The organism is Streptomyces sp. NPDC052299 (assembly GCF_040679335.1).
Taxonomy (GTDB): Bacteria; Actinomycetota; Actinomycetes; order Streptomycetales; family Streptomycetaceae; genus Streptomyces.
Map to the genome: position 1 here is coordinate 290092 of NZ_JBFAUP010000008.1, position 21440 is coordinate 311531.

16 protein-coding genes and 1 other RNA gene are annotated in these 21440 nt (G+C 72.3%); 5 read left to right on the forward strand and 12 right to left on the reverse strand.

Features of this window, described 5'->3' with window-relative positions; all coding sequences use genetic code 11:
- Nucleotides 1-88: 88 nt before the first annotated feature.
- The 8 genes from AB0L33_RS16505 to ftsE all read right to left on the reverse strand — a co-directional run bounded on the left by AB0L33_RS16505 (nt 89) and on the right by ftsE (nt 8031).
- On the reverse strand, nt 89-1333 hold the full coding sequence (locus AB0L33_RS16505) for an acyltransferase (RefSeq protein WP_365681897.1): 1245 nt from the start codon (nt 1331-1333) through the stop codon (nt 89-91).
- Entirely contained in the window at nt 1330-3528 is a 2199-nt protein-coding gene (locus AB0L33_RS16510; RefSeq protein WP_365681899.1) for a glycosyltransferase, read from the reverse strand. The genes AB0L33_RS16505 and AB0L33_RS16510 overlap by 4 nt, the downstream gene beginning before the upstream one ends.
- The gene (locus AB0L33_RS16515; protein WP_365681901.1) at nt 3529-3918 is read right to left on the reverse strand and encodes a hypothetical protein; all 390 of its coding nucleotides are present in this window, start codon (nt 3916-3918) and stop codon (nt 3529-3531) included.
- A 210-nt stretch (nt 3919-4128) separates the two neighbouring features.
- Nucleotides 4129-4515: a transfer-messenger RNA gene (gene ssrA / locus AB0L33_RS16520) on the reverse strand.
- Nucleotides 4516-4637: 122 nt separating this feature from the next.
- A complete protein-coding gene (gene smpB / locus AB0L33_RS16525) occupies nt 4638-5126 on the reverse strand; it encodes an SsrA-binding protein SmpB (protein ID WP_365681903.1) in 489 nt (162 codons plus the stop codon).
- Between the two features lie 18 nt (nt 5127-5144).
- Nucleotides 5145-6332: a S41 family peptidase gene (locus tag AB0L33_RS16530; RefSeq protein WP_365681905.1), complete on the reverse strand. Its 1188-nt coding sequence runs from the start codon at nt 6330-6332 to the stop codon at nt 5145-5147.
- Nucleotides 6333-6400: 68 nt separating this feature from the next.
- Nucleotides 6401-7318 (reverse strand): permease-like cell division protein FtsX, encoded by a 918-nt coding sequence (ftsX, locus tag AB0L33_RS16535; protein WP_365681907.1) that lies wholly within the window; start codon nt 7316-7318, stop codon nt 6401-6403.
- Between the two features lie 23 nt (nt 7319-7341).
- Nucleotides 7342-8031 carry a cell division ATP-binding protein FtsE gene (gene ftsE, locus AB0L33_RS16540; RefSeq protein WP_026242629.1) on the reverse strand — a complete coding sequence of 230 codons (690 nt, stop codon included), beginning with the start codon at nt 8029-8031 and terminating at the stop codon, nt 7342-7344.
- Between the two features lie 268 nt (nt 8032-8299).
- Here ftsE and AB0L33_RS16545 point away from each other — a divergent pair, with 268 nt between their 5' ends.
- Nucleotides 8300-8497: a hypothetical protein gene (locus AB0L33_RS16545; RefSeq protein ID WP_365681909.1), complete on the forward strand. Its 198-nt coding sequence runs from the start codon at nt 8300-8302 to the stop codon at nt 8495-8497.
- Nucleotides 8498-8507: 10 nt separating this feature from the next.
- Here AB0L33_RS16545 and AB0L33_RS16550 read toward each other — a convergent pair whose 3' ends face one another.
- The 4 genes from AB0L33_RS16550 to AB0L33_RS16565 all read right to left on the reverse strand — a co-directional run bounded on the left by AB0L33_RS16550 (nt 8508) and on the right by AB0L33_RS16565 (nt 13481).
- Nucleotides 8508-9131, reverse strand: coding sequence for a hypothetical protein (locus AB0L33_RS16550; protein ID WP_365681911.1), 624 nt, complete (start codon nt 9129-9131; stop codon nt 8508-8510).
- Between the two features lie 126 nt (nt 9132-9257).
- On the reverse strand, nt 9258-10364 hold the full coding sequence (gene prfB, locus AB0L33_RS16555; RefSeq protein WP_365681913.1) for a peptide chain release factor 2: 1107 nt from the start codon (nt 10362-10364) through the stop codon (nt 9258-9260).
- Between the two features lie 57 nt (nt 10365-10421).
- Nucleotides 10422-11663, reverse strand: coding sequence for a protein kinase (locus AB0L33_RS16560; protein WP_365681915.1), 1242 nt, complete (start codon nt 11661-11663; stop codon nt 10422-10424).
- Nucleotides 11664-11840: 177 nt separating this feature from the next.
- Complete coding sequence (locus tag AB0L33_RS16565) at nt 11841-13481, reverse strand: serine/threonine-protein kinase (protein WP_365681917.1); 1641 nt, start codon at nt 13479-13481, stop codon at nt 11841-11843.
- Between the two features lie 388 nt (nt 13482-13869).
- On the opposite strand from AB0L33_RS16565, the gene AB0L33_RS16570 reads away from it, so the two are divergent.
- The 4 genes from AB0L33_RS16570 (at nt 13870) to AB0L33_RS16585 (ending at nt 21171) form a co-directional block, all read left to right on the forward strand.
- Nucleotides 13870-17226 (forward strand): FHA domain-containing protein, encoded by a 3357-nt coding sequence (locus AB0L33_RS16570; protein ID WP_365681919.1) that lies wholly within the window; start codon nt 13870-13872, stop codon nt 17224-17226.
- A gap of 282 nt (nt 17227-17508) precedes the next feature.
- Nucleotides 17509-18879 carry an ABC transporter substrate-binding protein gene (locus AB0L33_RS16575; RefSeq protein WP_365681921.1) on the forward strand — a complete coding sequence of 457 codons (1371 nt, stop codon included), beginning with the start codon at nt 17509-17511 and terminating at the stop codon, nt 18877-18879.
- Between the two features lie 4 nt (nt 18880-18883).
- Complete coding sequence (locus AB0L33_RS16580; RefSeq protein WP_365681923.1) at nt 18884-20299, forward strand: sugar ABC transporter permease; 1416 nt, start codon at nt 18884-18886, stop codon at nt 20297-20299.
- Complete coding sequence (locus AB0L33_RS16585) at nt 20296-21171, forward strand: carbohydrate ABC transporter permease (RefSeq protein WP_365681925.1); 876 nt, start codon at nt 20296-20298, stop codon at nt 21169-21171. The genes AB0L33_RS16580 and AB0L33_RS16585 overlap by 4 nt, the downstream gene beginning before the upstream one ends.
- The last annotated feature ends 269 nt before the right edge of the window (nt 21172-21440 follow it).

The following is a 21440-nucleotide window of genomic DNA, read 5'->3' on the forward strand; positions in this document are numbered from 1 at the left end:
GGAAGCGCGCGTTTCGGTGCCGTGCCGCGAGGTGACCTGTGGGCAACCTTGCTCTCACCGGGCCGGGTGCGGCCCGGTGAGCGCGTGGTCACGTACGGGCGCGGGCGGCGCCGTTGGGCCAGAGCCTCGGGCGGCGCTTGGCGGCGAGGTCCTCGACCCAGCCGACGGCGAGGATCATCAGCCCGATCAGCGGCCAGACGATGATCAGCGCGAGGGCGTTGTCCGCGCGGTCGATGTACGTGCCGAGGTGGTCGCCGACCCAGGGCACGTCCCACAGCAGGTCGATGATGGGGAAGGTGGCCATCAGCAGCATGTTGTGCCAGAGGTAGATGGTCACCGCCCGGTTGTTGGCGAGGGTGACCAGGCTGTCCCACCCGGCCAGCCGGCCCGGCAGCTCCCGCCACGAGGGGGCGTACTGGAGCAGGATCATGCAGAACCCGAGCGACCAGGTGGCCTGGGCGAGCGGGATCTCGTCCAGGTTCCAGCCCTCCTCGGTGAGGTGGTGGGCGCCCCACCACAGCGCGAAGGCCATCAGCATCGCGGACAGCGACACGGCGAGGTAGCGCGGGACGGTCTTCAGCAGCCCGTCGTTGTGCGCGAAGCCGAGGACCCAGCAGGAGCCGAACACCGCGAAGTCGACCAGGCCCTCACCGGCCGTGCCGGGCACGGTGACGAGTCCGGTGCCGATGACGGCGGTGAGTCCGATCGGGGCGAGCAGCGTCACCCAGGGCAGCTTCCGGAACGCCTTGAGCAGCAGCGGGGAGGCCAGCACGAACCACAGGTAGGCGCGGATGTACCAGAGCGGCCCTATGCCCTGCTCGGCCCAGGAGGTTTCCAGCCAGCCGCCCTCGGAGCCGCTCTCCCAGGGGAAGGGCGGGGTGCCGACCGGCAGGATGTAGCAGCCCAGCTTGAGGAACCACCAGATTCCCTCCTCGCGCACCGGCTTCCAGCCGAGCGCGAAGACCATGGGCACGACGACGGCCGCGAACGCCCACATGGGCGGCAGCAGCCTGCGTACGCGGGAGAGGATCACGCTCCGGGCGGGCCGGGCCAGCGACCGGGCCATCAGCGATCCGGCCAGGGCGAACATGACGCCCATGGACGGGAACACGACGGTGAGCCAGGCCCAGCCGAAGAGGTGGAAGACGACGACCCGGACGAGCGCGACGGCCCGCAGCAGGTCGAGATAGCGGTCCCGGCCGGCCCTGGCGGGCGCGGGGGCCGGCTCGTCGGCCGGGACGGGCTCGGCGGCGGGGGCGGGCAGCACCACGCGCAGCGCCATGGTCCGCTCGTCCGTGTGCGGCTTTCCGTACGACTGCTCGGGGTGCGTCATGCGACGGGCCTCCGCTCGTGGGTGCGCGCCCGCTGGGACGGCATCGCACCGGGTGCGTCCACGACCCCGGTACGGCGCAGCTTCTGCCAGCGCAGCCGGCCCCCGGTGAGGGCGGTGATCCAGGACTGGAGCAGCACCACGTACATGAGCTGCCGGTACAGGACCTGCTGGAGGGGCAGCGAGAGCAGATGGGTCATGCGCTCCCGGTCGAGCCGGAAGGCGTACGCGGCACAGACCACCTGCACCGCGAGGACGCCGAGCCACGCGCCGACGGTCTTCTCGGTGGGGCCGAACACGAGCCCGTACAGCAGGAAGACGTCGATGAGCGGGGCGAGCAGCGGGGCGACGACCATGAACAGCGAGACGAACGGCAGTCCGACGCGGCCGAACCGGCCCGAGGGCCCGCGCTCGATGACGGCGCGGCGGTGCTTCCAGATCGCCTGCATGGTGCCGTACGACCACCGGTAGCGCTGCGACCAGAGCTGCTGCACGGTCTCCGGCGCCTCGGTCCAGGCTCGGGCGTTCTCCGCGTAGACGACGCGCCAGCCGTCCCGGTGCAGGGCCATCGTGACGTCGGTGTCCTCGGCGAGGGTGTCCTCGCTGATGCCGCCGACCCGTTCCAGGGCCTCGCGCCGGAAGGCGCCGACCGCGCCGGGGATGGTGGGCATGCAGCGCAGCACGTCGTACATGCGGCGGTCGAGGTTGAAGCCCATCACGTACTCGATGTGCTGCCAGGCGCCGATCAGCGAGTCGCGGTTGCCCACCTTGGCGTTGCCGGCGACGGCCCCGACGCGCGGGTCGCCGAAGGGCTGCACCAGCTCGCGGACGGTCGTCGGCTCGAAGACCGTGTCGCCGTCCATCATCACGATGATGTCGTTGCGGGCGTGCGCGATGCCGTTGTTCAGGGCGGCGGACTTGCCCGCGTTGCGCTGGCGCACCACCCGTACGTTGGGCAGCCGCATCCGCTGGACGATGTCCGCGGTGCCGTCCGTGGAGCCGTCGTCGATCACGATGACTTCGACCGGATAGTCACTTGCCAGGAGCGAACGCACCGTGTTCGCGATGCACTTCTTCTCGTTGTACGCGGGCACCAGGACGGTCACCGTGCCGGTGACGGGTCCGCCCCAGCGGAAGTTGTTTCCGCGGACCCGGCGCGCGTGGATGAAGGACAGCACCAGCATCAGCCCGAAGCGGGCGAAGACCAGCACGCCGATCACGGCGAGTCCGGCCACCATCACGTCGGTGATGTGCTCCGAGACGCCGACCGCCCAGACGAACGCCTTGCCCTTCCACAGGTCGAAACCGGTGACCGGGGTGTGCGCGCTGGGCGCGCCGAGGGCGCCGGTGAGGTTGTCGAACGTGTACCCCTGCTTCTGCATCTTCGGCAGGAACTTCCCCAGGGCGGTGACGGTCTGGGACCGGTTCCCCCCGGAGTCGTGCATCAGGATGATCGCGCCCTTGCCGTGCTTGGGCGTGGCCCGGTCGATGATCGCCCTGACGCCCGGCCGCTTCCAGTCCTCGCTGTCCGTGTTGTTGACGACGGTGAGGTAGCCGCGGCTGCCGATGTACTGCGTGACCGGCCAGGACTTGTTGTCCATGGCGTCGGCGAACGAGGAGTAGGGCGGCCGGAAGAGCGAGGTGCGGATGCCCGCCGCACCGGCCAGCACCAGCTGGTTCTGGGACAGCTCCCAGTCGATGCGGCTGGTGGACTGGTAGGAGAGGTCGGGGTGGTTGAAGGTGTGCAGCCCGACCTCGTGCCCCTCCTTGACCATGCGCTCGACCAGGTCTGGGTAGCGCGAGGCCATGGTGCCGGTGACGAAGAAGACGCCGTGGGCGTCGTACTTCTTCAGCTCGTCCAGCACCTTCGGCGTCCACTCCGGGTCCGGGCCGTCGTCGAAGGTCAGCACGATCCGGTGGTCCGGTATGCGCAGGGTCTTCGCGGGCTCGGTGGTGGAGCGCGCGTCGATGACCGGCCCGCCCTCCAGCACCTGCTCGGGCACCCGGTCGGTCGCGACGGGGGGCCGGACGCGGAAGTCGGCCATGATTTCGCTGTGCACGTAGCCACGCAGCATCAGCATGGCGAGCAGGGCAACGAGAAACAGGAGCGGCAGCATGTAGCGCATGGGAAGTCTGCGCCGGCGGGTCTGCTTCTTCCTGTGGGAGTTGCGCCTGCCCCGGGGGGCAGGGGAGGTCATCTAGTTGGCGCCTTCTTGTTCTTGCGCGGGGACCGGGGAGCCGCCGGTGGGAAGCCCGGCGTCCGGAGCCGTCGGATCGGTGCTGCCCGTGTCCTGCTGTTCCTGATTGGAGAGCGGGAGGAAGGGGGCGCTGGAGTTGCCGCCGAGCACGGCGACGACCAGGGTCACCGCGTAGCAGACGCAGACCGCGGCCAGCACCCAGCCGAGCCGTCGCAGCGTCTTGCCGCGCCGGCCGCTCTCGTCCACGAAGACGGGGCCGTCGGAGTCGTCCGGAGCGGATGGTTCCGGCAGCAGCTCGGAGAGCTGCCGCCCGATTCCGTCCAGCTGGATCGTTACTTCGTTCGGCTCGTGTGTGTGCCCCGCATGGGCACCTTCACGCCAAGTTTCCACTGGTGTACGCACTTCCCCCACTCAGGAACGGGTGCGCGCAACTGCCCCTGTCGTGTGTCGCAGGACGGGCCCCCACTCGTCCACGCGCCCCCTACCACAGTGCACCCGGGCCATGAATGTAGCGCACGCCCGGCCTCCGGGCACACCCGGCGGTACAAACAGCGAGGACCCCGCTGCCGGTGGCAGCGGGGTCCTCGCTCACATGGGAATTTGTGGAGATGGCGGGAATCGAACCCGCGTCCAACGGTGCGGAACCAGGGCTTCTCCGAGTGCAGTCCGCTACGCTTTTCTCGGCCTCGGAGGTCACGCGGACAAGCCTCCGACAGGCCCAGTCACTGTTTGATTTCCTTCAGAGACCCGTGACCGGACTCAGAAGTTTAGATCCCTTGATGATGCCAGGATCCGGGTCGGGATCACCCCCGGGCTGACACTCCGCAGAGTCTTCGCTAGCTGCTAATTAGGCAGCGAGGGCGAAGGCGGAGGAATCGCGCTTGGAATTGGCGATTATTGGTTGCGACATATGGTTTACGAGATCATTGCCGCTTCCTCGACTCGCTTCCCCTGCTTCGACATCCGCTGTCGAAACCGATCATCCCCATGTTGATTTTTCAAGGTGGTGCCACACCCTCCGTGGGGTGCGCTGCCATCGTACGTGACCAACGCACGACGATGCCAGCGTATTCCTGCCGGAGGGGCCGGCGGCGGTCGCCGGGTCCGGATCAGGCGCTGCGCTGCCTGCGGCGGGCCGCCGCGATGGCGCGGTTGGTCTCCCTGGTGTCCTGCTTCTCGCGCAGCGTCTGCCGCTTGTCGTACTCCTTCTTGCCCTTCGCGAGCGCGATCTCGGCCTTGACCCGGCCGTTCACGAAGTACAGCGAGAGCGGCACGATGGTGTGGCCGGTCTCCTGCGACTTCGACTCCAGCTTGTCGATCTCGGCCCGGTGCATCAGCAGCTTGCGCTTGCGCTTGGCGGAGTGGTTGGTCCAGGTGCCCTGGACGTACTCCGGGACGTGGATGTTGTGCAGCCACGCCTCGCCGCCGTCGATCTGGACGAAGCCGTCGACCAGGGACGCCCGGCCCAGGCGGAGCGATTTGACCTCGGTCCCCATGAGCACGAGCCCGCACTCGTAGGTGTCGAGGATGGTGTAGTCGTGGCGCGCCTTCTTGTTCTGCGCGATGAGCTTGCGCCCGGTGTCCTTTTCCTTAGCCATAGTGCGGCCATTTTCGCACTACGACCCGCCCCCGAGGCCACTCAATACCGTCTCGGCCCGCTCCTGGGCCCGGTCGCTCACCGCGACGTCCGGTGTGATGCCCTTGCCGTCGACCCCGTGGCCCGCCGGTGTCCGGTAGTGGCCGACGGTGAGCTCGGCCACAGATCCGCCCGCGAGCTTGCTGGGCATCTGCACCGAGCCCTTGCCGAAGGTCCGCGAGCCGACCGTGACCGCCCGGCCCCGGTCCTGGAGCGCCCCCGTCACCAGCTCGGCCGCGCTCATCGTCCCCCCGTCGACCAGCACGACGACGGGGCGCTCGGTGTCGCCGCCCGACCGCGCGTACAGGGCGTGCTGCTCTCCGCGCACGTCGTACGTGGCGACCAGGCCGCCGTCCAGGAAGGCGGAGGCCGCGGTGACCGCCTCGTTGACCAGGCCGCCCGGATTGCCCCGCAGGTCCAGCAGCACCCCGGCCCCCGCGGGCGCCTCCCGCACCGCGTCGCGCACGGCCGCCCCGGAGCCCTTGGTGAACGAGGCGACCGCGATGCGCACCGCCCCGGACGGGCCCGAGCGCCGCTCCCCGACCCGCCGCACGCTCACCGACTCGACCGTGAGCCGGGCCCGGCTCAGCGTCACGGTCCGGGTCGCGGAGCCCCGTCGGACGCCGAGGCCGACCGTGCTCCCGGCCTCCGCGCCGGTGCGGTCGCCGCGGAGCAGGGCCACCACGTCGGAGACGGGCAGCCGGTCGACGCGGCGGCCGTCGACGGTGCGGAGCAGGTCGCCGGAGCGGATGCCCGCGCGGTCGGCGGGGCTGCCGGGCTGGACGCGGGCGACGGCGACCTGGCCGTCGGCGGAGCGCCGGGCGGCGAGGCCGACCCCGGTGTACGTGCCGCCGAGGGCGTCCTCGAACTCCTGGTACTCGCGCTCGTCGTAGACCGCGCCCCAGCGGTCGCCGCTGCGGCTGACGACCTCCTCGGCCGCCTCCGTACCGGACTTGCCGTCGGCGACCGCGTCGGCCGCGGCCTCCGCGACCTCGTCCCGGTCGGCGGTGGCGGCGACCGACCGGGGGTGGACCGGGGGCTCCTGCGCCTCGCCGCGGGGCAGCGCGCCGGTCGCGGCCCCCGTGGCGAGGACGCCGGCGAAGACCAGCGTCAGGGCCGCCCCGCGGCGCAGGCCGCGGGACCCGACGCGACATCCGGGGTCCGACATGGCGCCGATTCTAGGACAACGGCCCACAGGCGCAGGGGACGTTGGGCGTGCACCTCACGGGGCGCACATCACACCTTCAGGTACTTGCGCAGGGCGAAGAGAGCGGCAACGGCGGGCATCAGCAGGCCGATCGCCAGCACCAGCGGCAGCTTGGTGAGGACCGCGTCCCAGCCGATGAAGTCGATCAGATTCAGCTTGTCCTGGAGCGCGAGACCGCCGTCGATCAGGAAGTAGCGCCCGGCCAGCAGCATGACGCAGGCCAGCACACCGCCGATCAGACCGGCGAAGGCGGCCTCCATGATGAACGGGGCCTGGATGTAGAAGCCGGAGGCGCCGACGAGCCGCATGATGCCGGTCTCCCGGCGCCGGCTGAACGCGGAGACGCGCACGGTGTTGACGATCAGCATCAGCGCGATGACGAGCATCAGCGCCATCACGAACAGCGCGGCGACGTTCATGCCGTTCATCAGTCCGAAGAGGTTGTCCAGGATGCTTCTCTGGTCCTGGACCGACTGGACGCCGTCCCGCCCGGCGAAGGCGGTCGCGACGACCTTGTACTTGGTGGGGTCGTGGAGCTTGACCCGGAAGGACTCCGGCATCTGGTCCGGCGTGATGTTGCCGGCCATCGGGGAGTCGCCGAACTCGTCCTGGTAGTGCTTGTACGCCTCGTCGCTGGACTCGTAGATCACCTTCTCCACGACGTCCATCTTCTTGAGATCGCTCTCGATCTCGTCCTTCTGCTGCTTGGTGACCGCACCCTTGGCGCACTGGACCACCGTCTCCGCGTCGCCCTTGCCGCAGAGGTAGATGGAGACGTTGACCTTGTCGTACCAGTAGTCCTTCATCGTGCTGACCTGCTCGCGCATGAGCAGCGCGCCGCCGAACAGGGCGAGCGAGAGGGCGACGGAGACGACGACGGCGAAGGTCATCGTGAGGTTGCGACGGAGGCCGACGCCGATCTCCGACAGGACGAACTGGGCGCGCATGGCGTCCTTTCAGTGCTGGGTGCTCAGTGCTGGTAGCCGTAGACGCCGCGCGCCTGGTCGCGCACGAGACGGCCCTTCTCGAGCTCGATGACGCGTTTGCGCATCTGGTCGACGATGTTCTGGTCATGGGTCGCCATGATCACGGTGGTGCCGGTCCGGTTGATCCGGTCCAGCAGCTTCATGATGCCGACGGAGGTCTGCGGGTCGAGGTTGCCGGTCGGCTCGTCCGCGATCAGCAGCATGGGCCGGTTGACGAAGGCCCGCGCGATCGCCACGCGCTGCTGCTCACCACCGGACAGCTCGCCGGGCATCCGGTCCTCCTTGCCGCCGAGCCCGACGAGGTCGAGGACCTGCGGGACCGCCTTGCGGATCTCGCCGCGCGGCTTGCCGATCACTTCCTGGGCGAACGCCACGTTCTGCGCCACGGTCTTGTTGGGCAGCAGCCGGAAGTCCTGGAAGACGGTGCCCAGCTGGCGGCGCATGTGCGGCACCTTCCAGTTGGACATGCGCGCGAGGTCTTTGCCCAGGACGTGGACGGCGCCCGTGCTGGCGCGCTCCTCGCGCAGGATGAGCCGCATGAAGGTGGACTTGCCGGAGCCGGACGAGCCGACCAGGAAGACGAACTCGCCCTTCTCGATGTCGAGCGACACATCCCGGAGAGCGGGACGGCTCTGCTTCGGGTAGGTCTTGGAGACGTTGTCGAATCGGATCACGGATGCACCACGGTCGGCCGGGAGTAGGTGAGCGTGACCATACGCGAACCGGGCTGAGCCGTGCAGGCACGCATACCGGGATGGGTGATTTACGGTGAAACGGCCCCGATTCCGGGGCGGCGCGACGGGCAAGGGGCCCGGGTGTGACGGGCGGGGCGGGCCGAATGGGACGCGAGCTGGCACAGTGGGAGGGGAACGGTCGCGTTTCCGTGAGCGTTGTGCGGAGAGATGGCTTGTGCGGCTCCGCCGCGCGGGAGGAGGAAAGCGCATGACCTACGACCGACTGGTGTGCGCGAACTGCGCGGCGCCCGTCACCGAGGGTCGCTGCCCCGTGTGCCGGGCGAGCCGCGAGCGGATGCGGGAGCAGGGGCAGGGGCCCTTCGCCGGAATCAGCCCGGCGGCGCTGGCCGCGCTCCTCGTGGTGCTCCTGACCGCCCTGGCCCTGCTGGCCCACCAGACCGTGTAGCGCCCGCCCCCTAGTCGGCCGTGCGGTTGCGCGTGAGGCTCGGCAGGACACGGAAGCCGATGCCGCCGGCGATCATCGTCGCGGCACCGACCAGCAGGAAAGCGGTGCCGCCCGCGCCGGTCTCGGCGAGTTCGTCCTTGCCCCTGCCCTGTTCGACGGGCTGATTGCCGACCGAGTCGGTGTCGGTGTTGCCACCGCCGCCGGAGACCCCGATCCGGCCCACGCCGCTGCCGTTGTCGCCCCTGTCGCCCGTCCCGTTGCCCGGGTCCGCGGACCGGGTCGGGGCCTGCGTGGGTGTGGCCGAGGGCTTCGCGGGCGTCGAGGGCGGGTCCTGCGGGGTCGTGGGCGGCTCGCTCGGCTCCGCCGGGCCGGTCGGCGGGGCCGACGGGTGCGACGGGGTGGCCGGCGGCTGCGACGGCTCGCAGCGGGGGTCGAGCGGGCTGCACGGGTCGCTGTCGTCGCCCGGCTCCTCGCCACCCGGCCCGGCGGCGGTCCGCCCGCCGGTCTCCCCGCCGGTGACCTCGACGCCGATGCCGACGGCCTGGGCCGCCCCCGCCGCGGTCAGCGAGGCGCCGACGGCGATCACCGCGCCCGCCGCCGTCCGCGCGACGCGGATGCGCGTCTTCTTCGTCATGTGCCGCTACCCCCTGGAGCCGTTCTCGTCAGGCTGCTCCAGCACCCTCGCCGGGGGCACGGGGAACGTCAAGGCCGTTCCGGGCCAATGCGCCTTGTTCCAGGGGGAGTTGCGGCGATTCTCGGACTACTTCTCGTTCTGCTTGCGCCAGCGGATGCCGGCCTCGATGAAGCCGTCGATCTCGCCGTTGAAGACCGCGTCCGGGTTGCCCATCTCGAACTCCGTACGCAGGTCCTTGACCATCTGGTACGGGTGCAGGACGTAGGAGCGCATCTGGTTGCCCCAGGAGTTGCCGCCGTCGCCCTTGAGGGCGTTCATCTTGGCCTGCTCCTCCTGGCGGCGGCGCTCGAGCAGCTTCGCCTGGAGGACGTTCATCGCGGACGCCTTGTTCTGGATCTGCGAGCGCTCGTTCTGGCAGGAGACGACGATGCCGGTCGGCAGGTGGGTCAGCCGCACCGCGGAGTCCGTGGTGTTGACGCCCTGGCCGCCGGGGCCGGAGGAGCGGTACACGTCGACGCGCAGGTCGGACTCGTCGATCTCGACGTGGTCCGTCTGCTCGACCACGGGCAGCACCTCGACGCCCGCGAAGGAGGTCTGGCGGCGGCCCTGGTTGTCGAACGGCGAGACGCGCACCAGGCGGTGGGTGCCCTGCTCGACGGAGAGCGTGCCGTAGGCGTACGGCACCTCGACGGCGAAGGTGGTCGACTTGATGCCGGCCTCTTCCGCGTACGCCGTCTCGTAGACCTCGGTCTTGTAGTTGTGCCGCTCGGCCCAGCGCAGGTACATCCGCTGGAGCCGCTCGGCGAAGTCCGCCGCGTCGACGCCGCCGGCCTCGGCGCGGATGGTGACCAGCGCCTCCCGGGCGTCGTACTCGCCGGAGAGGAGGGTGCGGACCTCCATCTCGTCCAGCGCCTTGCGGACGGACTCCAGCTCGGCCTCCGCCTCGGCGAGCGCGTCCGCGTCGCCCTCGGCCTCGGCGAGCTCGAAGAGGACTTCGAGGTCGTCGATGCGGGCGCGCAGGCCCTCGGCCTTGCGGACCTCGGCCTGGAGGTGGGAAAGCTTGCTGGTGATCTTCTGCGCCGCCTCGGGGTCGTCCCACAGGGACGGGGCGGCCGCCTGCTCCTCGAGCACGGCGATGTCCCCCCTCAGCGCATCCAGGTCCAGGACGGCCTCGATCGACCCCATGGTCGAGGAGAGGGACTTCAGCTCTTCGGAAATATCGACGACTGCCACGGGTCCAGCGTAACGGCTGTCGGCGCGTACGTTCCTCGGGCTGCCGGATCACCGGCCCTAAGGCTGTGCGGGCGCCGAGTTCCTGGTGTCCTGGGGGCCCGGGTCCGCGTCGTCGCCGCTCAGGGCGAGCCAGCCGGCCGCGCCGAGCCCGGCCACCAGCACGAGGGCCGCCGCCCCCAGGGTCAGGCGGCGCTTGCGGACGGCCGCCGACTTGTTGCGGGCCGAGCCGGGGCGGGGACGGCCGGGGGCGCGCGGGGCGCGGGCGGTGCCCCGAGGGCCGCCGGACAGCTCGTCCGGGGCCGGGACGCGCATGCTCGTGTGGGTGTCGCGGTTGGAGTCCGGGGTGGAGCCGGGCACCAGCGGCACCGCGCCGCGCCTGCGGGGCTCGTCGCCCGACGGGGTGTACTGCTGCTCGTCGTAGCCCTGCGGGGTCTCCGGCTCCTCGTCCGGCTCGTCCACGTCCAGGGGCGGGATGCCGGCCAGGTGCGGCAGCTGCTCGCGCAGCCGGGCGGCCAGCTCCGAGGCGCGCAGCCGGGAGGCGGGGGCCTTGGCCAGGCACTGGACGAGCAGCTGCCACAGCTCGTCGGGGATGCCGGGGAGCGGGACCACGGTCTCGGTGACGTGGCGGCGCAGGACGGCGCCGGGGTGGCCGCCGCCGAACGGCGTGAAGCCCGCGAGGAGCTCGTACAACACCGTGGCCAGGGCGTAGATGTCGACGGCGGCGCGCGGCGGCAGGCCCTCCACGATCTCGGGGGCCAGATAGTCCGGCGTACCGATGATCTTGGTGGTCCGGGTCCGGCGCGGGGTGTCGATGAGCTTGGCGACGCCGAAGTCGGTGAGCAGGGCGGGGTGGGAGTTGCCGGGGCCGAGCGGCCCCTCCATGTCCAGCAGGATGTTCTCGGGCTTGACGTCGCGGTGGACGATCCCGGCGGCGTGCGCGGCGGCGAGGCCGTCGGCGACGTCCGCGACGACGGCGACGGCGGCCTCGGGGGCGAGCCGTCGTTCGCGGTCGAGCCGGGTGCGCAGGTCGGTGCCGCGGACCAGGTCCATGACGAGGGCGAGGTCGTTGCCGTCGACCACGAGGTCGCGGACCGCGACGACGTGCGGATGGCCGAGGCCGAGGAGCGCGGTGCGCTCCTGGACGAACCGGCCGACGAGCTCCTGGTCGGACGCCAGGTCCTCGCGGAGCAGTTTGATGGCGACGGGGCCCTCGGGTCCTTCCCCGAGCCACACCGTGCCGGCGCTGCCGCGCCCCAGTATCTGGTGGGCGGTGTACCGGCTGCCGATTTTCCGTGCCAAGACTGCTCCCTCAGCGGCTGGCGATGGACCCCAACAACCCCCGGTCGACAAAGCTACGCGGCGATCGGGGGCCCGCGTGCCGTGGTTGGCGCCAACCTTCGCTTCTGCGGGCGAATTGCCTCGGAATTGTTCCGCGGAAGTCGATATAGCTACAGAGTTGTGCGCCTCCGCGCGCGGTCAGCCGCTGCTGCCGCCCAGTTCGGAGATCCAGTCCTTCACCGTGGAGACGGCGTCGGTGATCGCGTTCCAGTAGCTCTGGCCCTGCCCGATCCAGTCCTTGAGCGGGGTCAGTTCCCAGATCAGCCAGCTCGCCACGACGAGCAGCACCAGCGTGAACAGGCAGCCCTTGAGGCAGCCGAGCCCGGGGATCTTCATCGGGTTGGCGCTGCGCCTCGGCTCGCGGGGCGCGCGCTGCGGCTGCTGGGGCTGCTGCGGCGGCGCGTACGGCTGCGGCTGGGGCTGGTACTGCTGGCGCTGCGGCGGCTGGTACTGCTGCTGCGGCTGCGGCTGGTACTGCCGCTGCTGATGCGCGTACTGCTGGTTCTGGGGCTGCTGGTACCCCGGCTGCCGGTCGCGCGGCTGCTGCGAGGGCTGCGGCCGGCGCTGCGGGCGGCGGCGCAGCGGGTCCTCGCTCGGGTCGAGGTACTGGACCTGCGTCTGCTCGTTGCGGTCGCGGGCGGCCCGGAGCTGGGACTGCCAGGGGTGCGGGTCCTCGGGGCGCGGGTCGCTGTCGGGGCGCGGCGGCACGGGCGGCATGACGGCGGTCGGGTCGGCCTGGGAGCCGCCGCCGGGCGCGCCGCCGTGCGGCAGGACGCTGGTGACCCCGTTCGGGTCGTACGAGCCGGCGTTGCTCGGCAGCACCTGCGTCGGGTCGGCCGCGCCGGGGGTCTCGGGGACGGCGGTGGGCGCCGGGTCGGGCGCGAGCAGGGCGGCGACCCCGTCGGCGGCGGCGATCTGCGCGGCGCTCGCGTGGACCCCGATGCCGTCGGCGACGGTACGCAGGGCACGGGCCAGGTTCTCCGCGCTCGGCCTGCGGTCCGGGTCCTTGCTCAGGCACCGCTCCATGACCGTCCACAGGGGCTCGGGGACGGTGCTGGGGCGGCGCGGCTCCTCGCTGAGGTGCCGGTGCAGGACTTCGAGCGCGGTGCCCCCGGCGAACGGCGGGCGGCCGGTGACCAGCTCGTACAGCAGGATGCCGGCGCCGTAGATGTCGACGGCGGAGGTCTGCGGGCGGCCCTCGGCGGACTCCGGCGCCACGTAGGCGGGGGTGCCGACGAACTCGTGGGTGCGGGTCAGGCCCGGGGAGTCGGCGAGGCGCGCGATGCCGAAGTCGGTGAGCATCGGGCGCATCGCGCCGTCGGGGTCGGCGAGCAGCACGTTGGCGGGCTTGAGGTCGCGGTGGACGACCCCCTGGGCGTGGCTGGCGGCGAGCGCGTCGGCGATCTGCGCGGTGAGCAGGGCGGCCGCGACCGGAGTGAGCGGGCCGTTGTCGCGCAGGTAGCGGTGCAGGTCGGGGCCGTCGATCAGGTCCATGACGAGGGCGAGGAGGTCGCCCTCGACCACGAGGTCGCGGGTGCGCACGATGTTGGAGTGGGTCAGCCGCAACAGGACGGAGCGTTCCCGCAGGAATCGCATCACCACGTCCGCGTCGTTGGCCAGCTCCTCCTTGAGGACCTTGATCGCCACGGTCTCGCCGGGCCGGCCGGCCACGGCCGCCTCGGCGCCCGCCGCCTCGCGCTGGCTGGCGCGCCAGACGGTGCCCGTGGCGCCGCGTCCCAGCGGCTCCTCGAGCAGGTACTTGCTGCCTACCGGCCGCACGTCATGCGCTCCCTGCTGGTCGTGGTGGATCGTTCCCGGGGTACCCCCGGAGTTTCCGGCCCACTCTAGAGGCTGTAAGGGGAAGGGCGGCCGGGTCCGGGTCCCGGGGGAAGACGTCCGTCCGGGGCGGATGGTTGCCAGGGCGTGCGCCGGGAATCCGGTCATGCCGCACTTTTTGGGGCCACAGCAGACGTTTCAAGATCACTAACTGATGACCGCCGGGCGTGTTGTCAGTGGCAGGTGCGAGGATGCCTGGAGCACGACTGCGCGGTCGGGAGCCTCGCGGTGCGTGACGAACCTGTACCGGACGACGCGTCCGTGCCGGGTGGGGGGAATCACAGGGCGATCCCCCGGCCGGTGCCGCGCGCAGAAGGGACCGCTGACGGCGATGCAGATCCGGCTGACCGTCCTCGCGCCGCCCAGCGGCCAGACCCCGGCGCGCGCCTGCGATGTGCTGGTCACCGCCCCCGCGGGCACGGCACTGGCCTCCGTCGCGTCGGGCCTGGCCATGGCCGTCGCCGGTCCCGACGGTTCCCTCGGCAGTGGTGCGGTGGTGCTGTTCGCGGGCCGGGAGCGGCTGGACGCGCAGCGGTGCGCCCTCGGCGAGCCGCCCCTGGTCGACGGCGCGGTGCTCTCGCTCCAGGTGCCCGGCGAGGACGAGACCGCCGACGACGCGGTCCCCGCCCAGCTCCAGGTGGTCGCCGGTCCCGACGCGGGCGGGGTCCATCTGCTGCACGGCGGCACGGTGCGGGTCGGCCGCTCCGCCGAGGCCGACGTCCCGCTGGACGACCCCGATGTCTCCCGGCTGCACTGCGAGGTGACGGTCTCGGAGGACGGCCGGGTCACGGTGGCCGACCTGGGCTCCACGAACGGCACCACGCTGGACGGCACCGAGGTCCACGGCCGCCCGGTCCGGCTGACCCCGGGGGCGCTGCTGAGGCTCGGTGAGTCGACGCTCCGGCTGGCCTCCGGCGCGCGTCCGCCGGCGCTGCCGACGGCCCCGGACGGCGAGGGCCACCTCCGGGTCGCCCGGGTCCCGGCCCCGCCGGCCTCCCCCTCGCCCGAGGCCGCCCGCCCCGCCCACGACCGCCCCGCCCCCGACGCCGGGGACGGGTCCCGGCCCGGGTCCGCCGCCGGGCACCCGGGCCGCTTCCCGGAGCAGGAGGCGCCCAGGCGCGGCGGCATAGGGGCGTGGGCCCGCCGGCTCAAGGGCGCCCGGGCCGAGCCGGTGCCCGCGAGCGCCCCCGCCGAGCCGGTCCCGCCCGTCCCCGAGACGTTCACCTCGCTGCCCACCGCCCCCGAGGGCACCTGGCCCGATCCGGCCGCCGTCCTGCTGACCGCGCTCGGCCCGGGCCCCCGGCTGTGGGAGCGCGACCCCGCGCACCCGGAGGCGCTGGTCGTCCGGCTGGGCACCACCGACCGGGCCGACCTGCCCGCCGTGCCGGTGACCGTGAGCCTGCGCGAGGCCGGTTCGCTGGGGCTCGCGGGGCCCCGGGAGCGGCTGGCCGGGCTCGCCCGGTCCGCCGTGGCCCAGCTGGCCGCGCTGCACTCCCCCGCCGACCTGGAGATCGTGCTGATCAGCACGGACCGGGCGCGGACCACGGAGGAGCGGCGGCGCGAGTGGGCCTGGCTGGGCTGGCTGCCCCATCTGCGCCCGATGCACGGCCAGGACTGCCGGCTGCTCCTCGCCTACGACCGGGACCAGGCGCTCGCCCGCACCGCCGAGCTGGTCCGCCGGCTGGACGACGGACCGCTCGGCCCCGGCTGGGCGAGCCAGGACCCGGCCACGGTCGCCGAGGCCGCCCGCGGCTACGAGGGCCCGTTCACGGTGGTGATCCTCGACGGGGACCCCGGAGCGGCGGTCCTCCGCGAGAACACGGCCCGGCTGGCCGCGGCGGGTGCGGCGGCGGGCGTCCATCTGATCTGTCTGGCCGAGACCCCGGCCGCGACGCCCACCTCGCCGGTCGCCGCGACGTACGAGGCCGCGTGCCACGCGTCGATCGCCTTCCGCGAGTGCGGGGCGGTCGGGATGCTCAGCGGTGACGTGGCGACGGCCCTGCGGCTGCTGCGCACGGCGGGCGGCCGGGCCGCGGGCCACGGCACGGTGGCCTCGGTGGACGCGGTGTCGGCGCACTGGGCCCAGCGGTTCGCCCGGGCGCTGGCTCCCCTCCGCGCGGAGGGCTCGGCCGCGCTGCCGGGCCGCCAGGTGCCGGTGGCGCTCCCGCCGTCCGCCCGCCTCCTGGACGAACTGGGCCTGGCCCGCGCCACCCCGGCCTCCCTGATGGCCCGCTGGGCGTCCACGGCGGACGACCACCCGGCCCCCCGCGTGGGCGCGCAACGCACGGCGGCCGACTCCCCGGACTCCGGCCGCACGGCGTACCCGTCCGCGACAACGACGGGCTCGGGCCGCACCCCGTCCCCCGGCACGGCCACGGGCGGCTCCGGCCGCACCCCTTACCCCCGCACCGGCACCGGCGACTCCGGCCGCACGGCGTACCCGGACGGCACCACGGACCCGGGCCGCACCGCGTACCCGGGAACGGGTGACTCCGGCCGCACTCCGTACCCGGACAGCACCACGACCGGCTCCGGACGCACCCCGTACCCCTCCCCCGCGCGTCCCCGGGTCAGCGGTCCCCGGCAGGCCGATGGGCCCCAGGTCGTCGCGCGGGGCGCCGACACCGGCGGGGGGACGCGGACGGCGACGCGCACCGCCGTGCGGCCGGCCGTTCATGCCGGGTGGCCCGTCGTCGTGCTGGGGGCCGGGCCGCACGGGCCGGTGAGCGTGGATCTCGCGGACGAGGGGCCGCACCTGCTCATCGAGGGCCCCGGCGGCAGCGGGCGGACCGAGCTGCTGCGGGCCGTCGCCGCGTCGCTGGCGGCCGCCGCCCGGCCGGACCGGCTGGGCATCGTGCTGGTCGACGGCGCCGGCGGCGAACGCGGCGAGTCGCTGGGCCCGTGCACCGAGTTGCCGCACGCGTTCACGCACCTGGTGGCCTCGGACCCGGTCCGGATGCGGGAGTTCGCCCAGGCGCTGGGCGGCGAGGTGAAGCGGCGGGCCGAGCTGCTCGGCGAGCTCGACTTCGCCGAGTGGCACAGCCGCGACGAGAACGGCACGACGGCCGTCCCGGTCCCGGAGCAACGGGGCGACGTGGAGGCCCCCCTCAGCGGCACCCTGCGCCTGCGCCCGGGGGCGGGCCGCCCCGTGGACCCGGGCCCCTCCCCGCTGCCCCGCCTGGTGGTGCTCGTGGACGACTACGACGCGCTGATAGCCCCGGCGCTCGGCGCCCCGGGCCGGCCGGCGGCCGGTTCGGTGGTGCGGGCGCTGGAGGCGGTGGCCCGGGACGGCGGGCGGCTCGGCATCCACCTGGTGGCGGCCTCGGCCCGCCCCGACCGCACGGAGGACACGGAGCTGGCCCGCGGCGCGCGGCTGCGCATCGTGCTCGATCCGCCCGCGGTCCCGCCCTCCCCGGACGAACCGGCGCCGGGCCGGGGGCGGCTGGGGCATCCCGACGGGCGGGTGACGCCGTTCCAGGGCGGCAGGGTGACCGGCCGCATCCCGCGTACGGCGACGCTGCGCCCGACGGTCGTCCCGCTGGAGTGGGAACGGATGGGCGACCCGCCCACCCGCCGCCCGGTCCGCGAGCTGGGGAACGGGCCGACGGACCTGGCGCTGCTCGCCAGCGCCCTGGACCGGGCGGCGCGTTCGGTCAACGCACTCCCCCTCGCGCCCCTGTCCACCTGAGAGCCCGCCCAGCCCCGCCCGAGTCACGCCGGAGCCGCCCTCGAAGCCACCCCGCACGGGGCCGGAAGAGGGCGGCTGGATCGTCCCCAATGGCCGGATACCTGCACTGACCCCACGTCACGAGGGCATCACGATCAATGATTTGGGGCCGAAGGCGGTATTGCGACACCAGAACGCCGGGCATAGGACTGGGCGCACACGACGACGTGACGCACGACCGGCAGCGCTGGCTTCCCGACCCGGCGCCCGGTGGGCGCACGCGGACAGAGAGACGGGGCAGGGATGCGCACAACCCTACGGATTCGCAGGGCGGCCGTGGTGTTCACCGCCATCGGCGCACTGGCCCTCACCGGCTGCGGCGGCGACGGTGACGGCGGAGACAAGAAGACGGACGAAGGCGGCTCCACGACGGGCAAGGGCTCCACTCCGAGTGTCGCCTTACCGAAACTGGACGGTGAGAAGCTCTCTGTCGCCGCGGTCTGGACGGGGCCGGAACAGGCCAACTTCGTCAAGGTCCTCAAGGAGTTCGAGAAGCGGACCGGCGCGACGGTGACGTTCGTCCCGGCGCAGGACCCGATCGTCAACTTCCTCGGTACGAAGATCGCGGGCGGGCAGCCGCCGGACGTCGCGATGATCCCGCAGGTGGGGGCGATCCAGCAGGCCGTCGCGAAGAAGTGGGCCAAGCCGGTCGGCGCCGAGGCGAAGGCCCAGCTGAGCAAGAACTACGCGAAGGTCTGGCAGGACCTCGGCACGGTGGACGGCACCCAGTACGGGGTGTATTTCAAGGCCGCCAACAAGTCGCTGGTCTGGTACAACACCAAGGCGTTCGAGAACGCGGGCGCGAGCGAGCCGAAGACCTGGAAGGACTTCCTGGCGACCGCCGAGACGGTGTCCGCCTCGGGCGTCACCCCGGTCTCGGTCGGCGGCGCGGACGGCTGGACGCTCACCGACTGGTTCGAGAACGTCTACCTGTCGCAGGCGGGGCCGGAGAAGTACGACCAGCTCGCCCAGCACAAGATCAAGTGGACGGACCCGTCCGTCAAGGACGCGCTGACCACGCTGGCCCAGCTGTTCGGCAAGCCGTCCCTGATCGCGGGCGGCGCGGACGGCGCGCTCCAGACCGAGTTCCCGGCGTCGGTCACGCAGACCTTCACCGGCGGCGACCAGCCCAAGGCCGCCATGGTCTACGAGGGCGACTTCGTCGGCGTCAACATCGCGCAGACCAAGGCGAAGATCGGCACGGACGCCAAGGTCTTCCCGTTCCCCGCGGTCGGCGCCGAGTCGCCCGTGGTGACCGGTGGCGACGCGGCCATCGCGCTGAAGGACGGCAAGGGCGCCCAGGCGCTCCTGACCTGGCTCGCCTCCGCGGACGCCGCGAAGATCGCCGCCGAGCAGGGCGGGTTCATCTCGCCGAACAAGGGCCTGGACGCCGCCGCGTACCCGAACGACGTGCAGCGCACGATGGCCAAGGCGCTGATCGCGGCCGGTGACTCCGTCCGGTTCGACATGTCCGACCAGGCCCCGCAGTCGTTCGGCGGGACACCGGGGAAGGGCGAGTGGAAGACCCTCCAGGACTTCCTGAAGAACCCGAAGGACATCGCGGGGACTCAAGCCAGGCTGGAGTCCGACGCGGCCAAGGCGTACAAGAGCTGACGCCATGACGACAGCGGCAGCGGGGGGCGCCGACGAGGCGCTCCCCGCCGACAGGCAACGGTCCGGCGGGCCCCGTGTGCCCGCCCCCAGGAAGCCCGCCCCGGCCGGCACCCCGGGGCGCGCGCCCCGGAGCGTCACCGGCACCCGCAGGGTGATCGCGGGGCTCTTCCTGCTGCCGGCGCTGGTGCTGCTCGGGGCGCTCGTCGTGTACCCGATCGTGTACTCCGTCTACCGGTCGTTCTTCGACCAGGCGGGTACGGGCTTCGCCGGCATCGACAACTACAAGACGCTGTTCACGGACGACACCATCCGCACGGCGGTCAAGAACAACGCGATCTGGGTGGTCTTCGCGCCGACGGTCTCCACCGCGCTGGGACTGATCTTCGCGGTGTTGACCGAGCGCATCCGCTGGGGCACGGCCTTCAAGCTGGTCGTCTTCATGCCGATGGCGATCTCCATGCTGGCGGCGGGCATCATCTTCCGCCTCGTGTACGACCAGGCGCCCGAGCGCGGGGTCGCCAACGCGGTGTGGGTGGGCGTGCACGACACGTTCGCCGAGTCCTCGGGCTTCCCGAAGGCGCATCCGCTGCCCGTGGCCCCGCTCGAGGCGGCGGGCGGCGGGACCTTCGTGACGAAGACCACCGTGCACGCCGGGCAGCCGGTCCGGCTCCCCCTGGTCGGGGTGCTCCCGGCGAAGATGCCCGGCGACGCGAAGCCGGCGAAGGCCCCGGCGGCGGCCGGGGACGGCGCGGTCACCGGCACCGCGTGGCTGGACTTCACCAAGGGCGGCGGCGGCAAGCCCAATGTCATCGACGCCAAGGAGCTCGGGCTCAAGGGCCTGAAGGTGGAGGCCGTCAAGGGCGGCGAGGTGGTCGCGACCGCCGAGGCCGCGGCGGACGGCACGTTCACGCTGCCCGCCTCGGCGGACGGTGCCGAACTGCGCCTCCCGGCGTCCAACTTCAGGGAGCCGTACAACGGCGTGGACTGGCTCGGCCCGACGCTCGTGACGCCCGGGATCATCGGGAGCTACGTGTGGATGTGGGCGGGCTTCGCGATGGTGCTGATCGCGGCGGGCCTGGCCGGGCTGCCGCGTGAACTCCTCGAAGCGGCCCGGGTGGACGGGGCCAACGAGTGGCAGGTGTTCCGCCGGATCACGGTGCCGATGCTCGCGCCGGTCCTCGCGGTGGTGCTCGTCACGCTGATGATCAACGTGCTGAAGGTCTTCGACCTGGTGTTCATCATCGCGCCCGGCTCGTCCCAGGACGACGCCAACGTGCTGGCGCTCCAGCTGTACCGGTCCTCGTTCGGCACGGACGCGGACCTCGGGGTCGGCAGCGCCATCGCCGTGCTCCTGCTGCTGCTGGTGATCCCGGTGATGCTCTTCAACATCAGGCGGATACGGAAGGAGGGGCGCCGATGACGACACCCTCGGCACCGGCGACCCGGTCGGTGGGCGCGCGGCTCGCGGCGCGGGCCGGCGGCGGCGTGATGCGGGTCTTCCTGGTCCTGGTGGCCCTGTTCTGGCTGATGCCGACGATCGGGCTGCTGCTCTCCTCGCTGCGCAGCCCGGACAAGATCGCGTCGACCGGCTGGTGGCAGGTCTTCACCGCCCCCTCCGAGCTCACCGTCGACAACTACTCCCGGCTGCTCGACAATTCGGCGATCACCGACTCGCTGCTCTCCACGGTCATGATCACCGTGCCGTCCACGGTCCTGGTCGTGGTGATCGGCTCGCTCGCGGGATACGCGTTCGCGTGGATGGACTTCCCCGGCCGCGACTGGTGGTTCCTGCTGGTCGTGGGGCTGCTGGTGGTCCCCGTACAGGTGGCGCTGATCCCGGTGTCGAAGCTGTTCGGCGAGATCGGGATCTTCGAGACGACGCTCGGTGTGGTGCTCTTCCACACCGCGTTCGGGCTGCCGTTCGCGATCTTCCTGCTGCGCAACTTCTTCGCGGAGATCCCCCGGGAGCTCCTGGAGGCGGCGCGGCTGGACGGGGCGGGTGAGATACGCCTCTTCACCCGGGTCGTGATGCCGCTGGGCGGTCCGGCCATCGCCTCGCTCGGGATCTTCCAGTTCCTGTGGGTCTGGAACGACATGCTGGTCGCGCTGATCTTCGCGGACTCCGGGTCGCCGCCGATCACGGTGGCGCTCCAGCAGCAGGTGCGCCAGTTCGGCAACAACATCGACGTGCTGGCGCCCGGCGCCTTCGTCTCGATGGTGATCCCGCTGGCGGTGTTCTTCGCCTTCCAGCGCCAGTTCGTCTCCGGCGTGATGGCGGGGGCGGTCAAGTAGCGGTCACGCGGTCACGTCACGGCGCGGGGCACTCCGCCGGGGTGCCCCGCAGTCGTGCGGTGCCCGGAATCACGCGCCGCGCGGGCGCCCGTCATGGGTCCGCACGCCCCCTATTGCCCAAGGTTCACTTACTGTCCCGGGTAGTATGATAAGTGGGGCCTTCATCAGCCGCGCGGTCGACCGCTCACGGGCCCGACGCGCCCGTCTCTTCGGCCTTCGTACGCCTGCCCGCCCCCTGACCCGTCCTGCGGAGCCCGCCCCAGTACGCT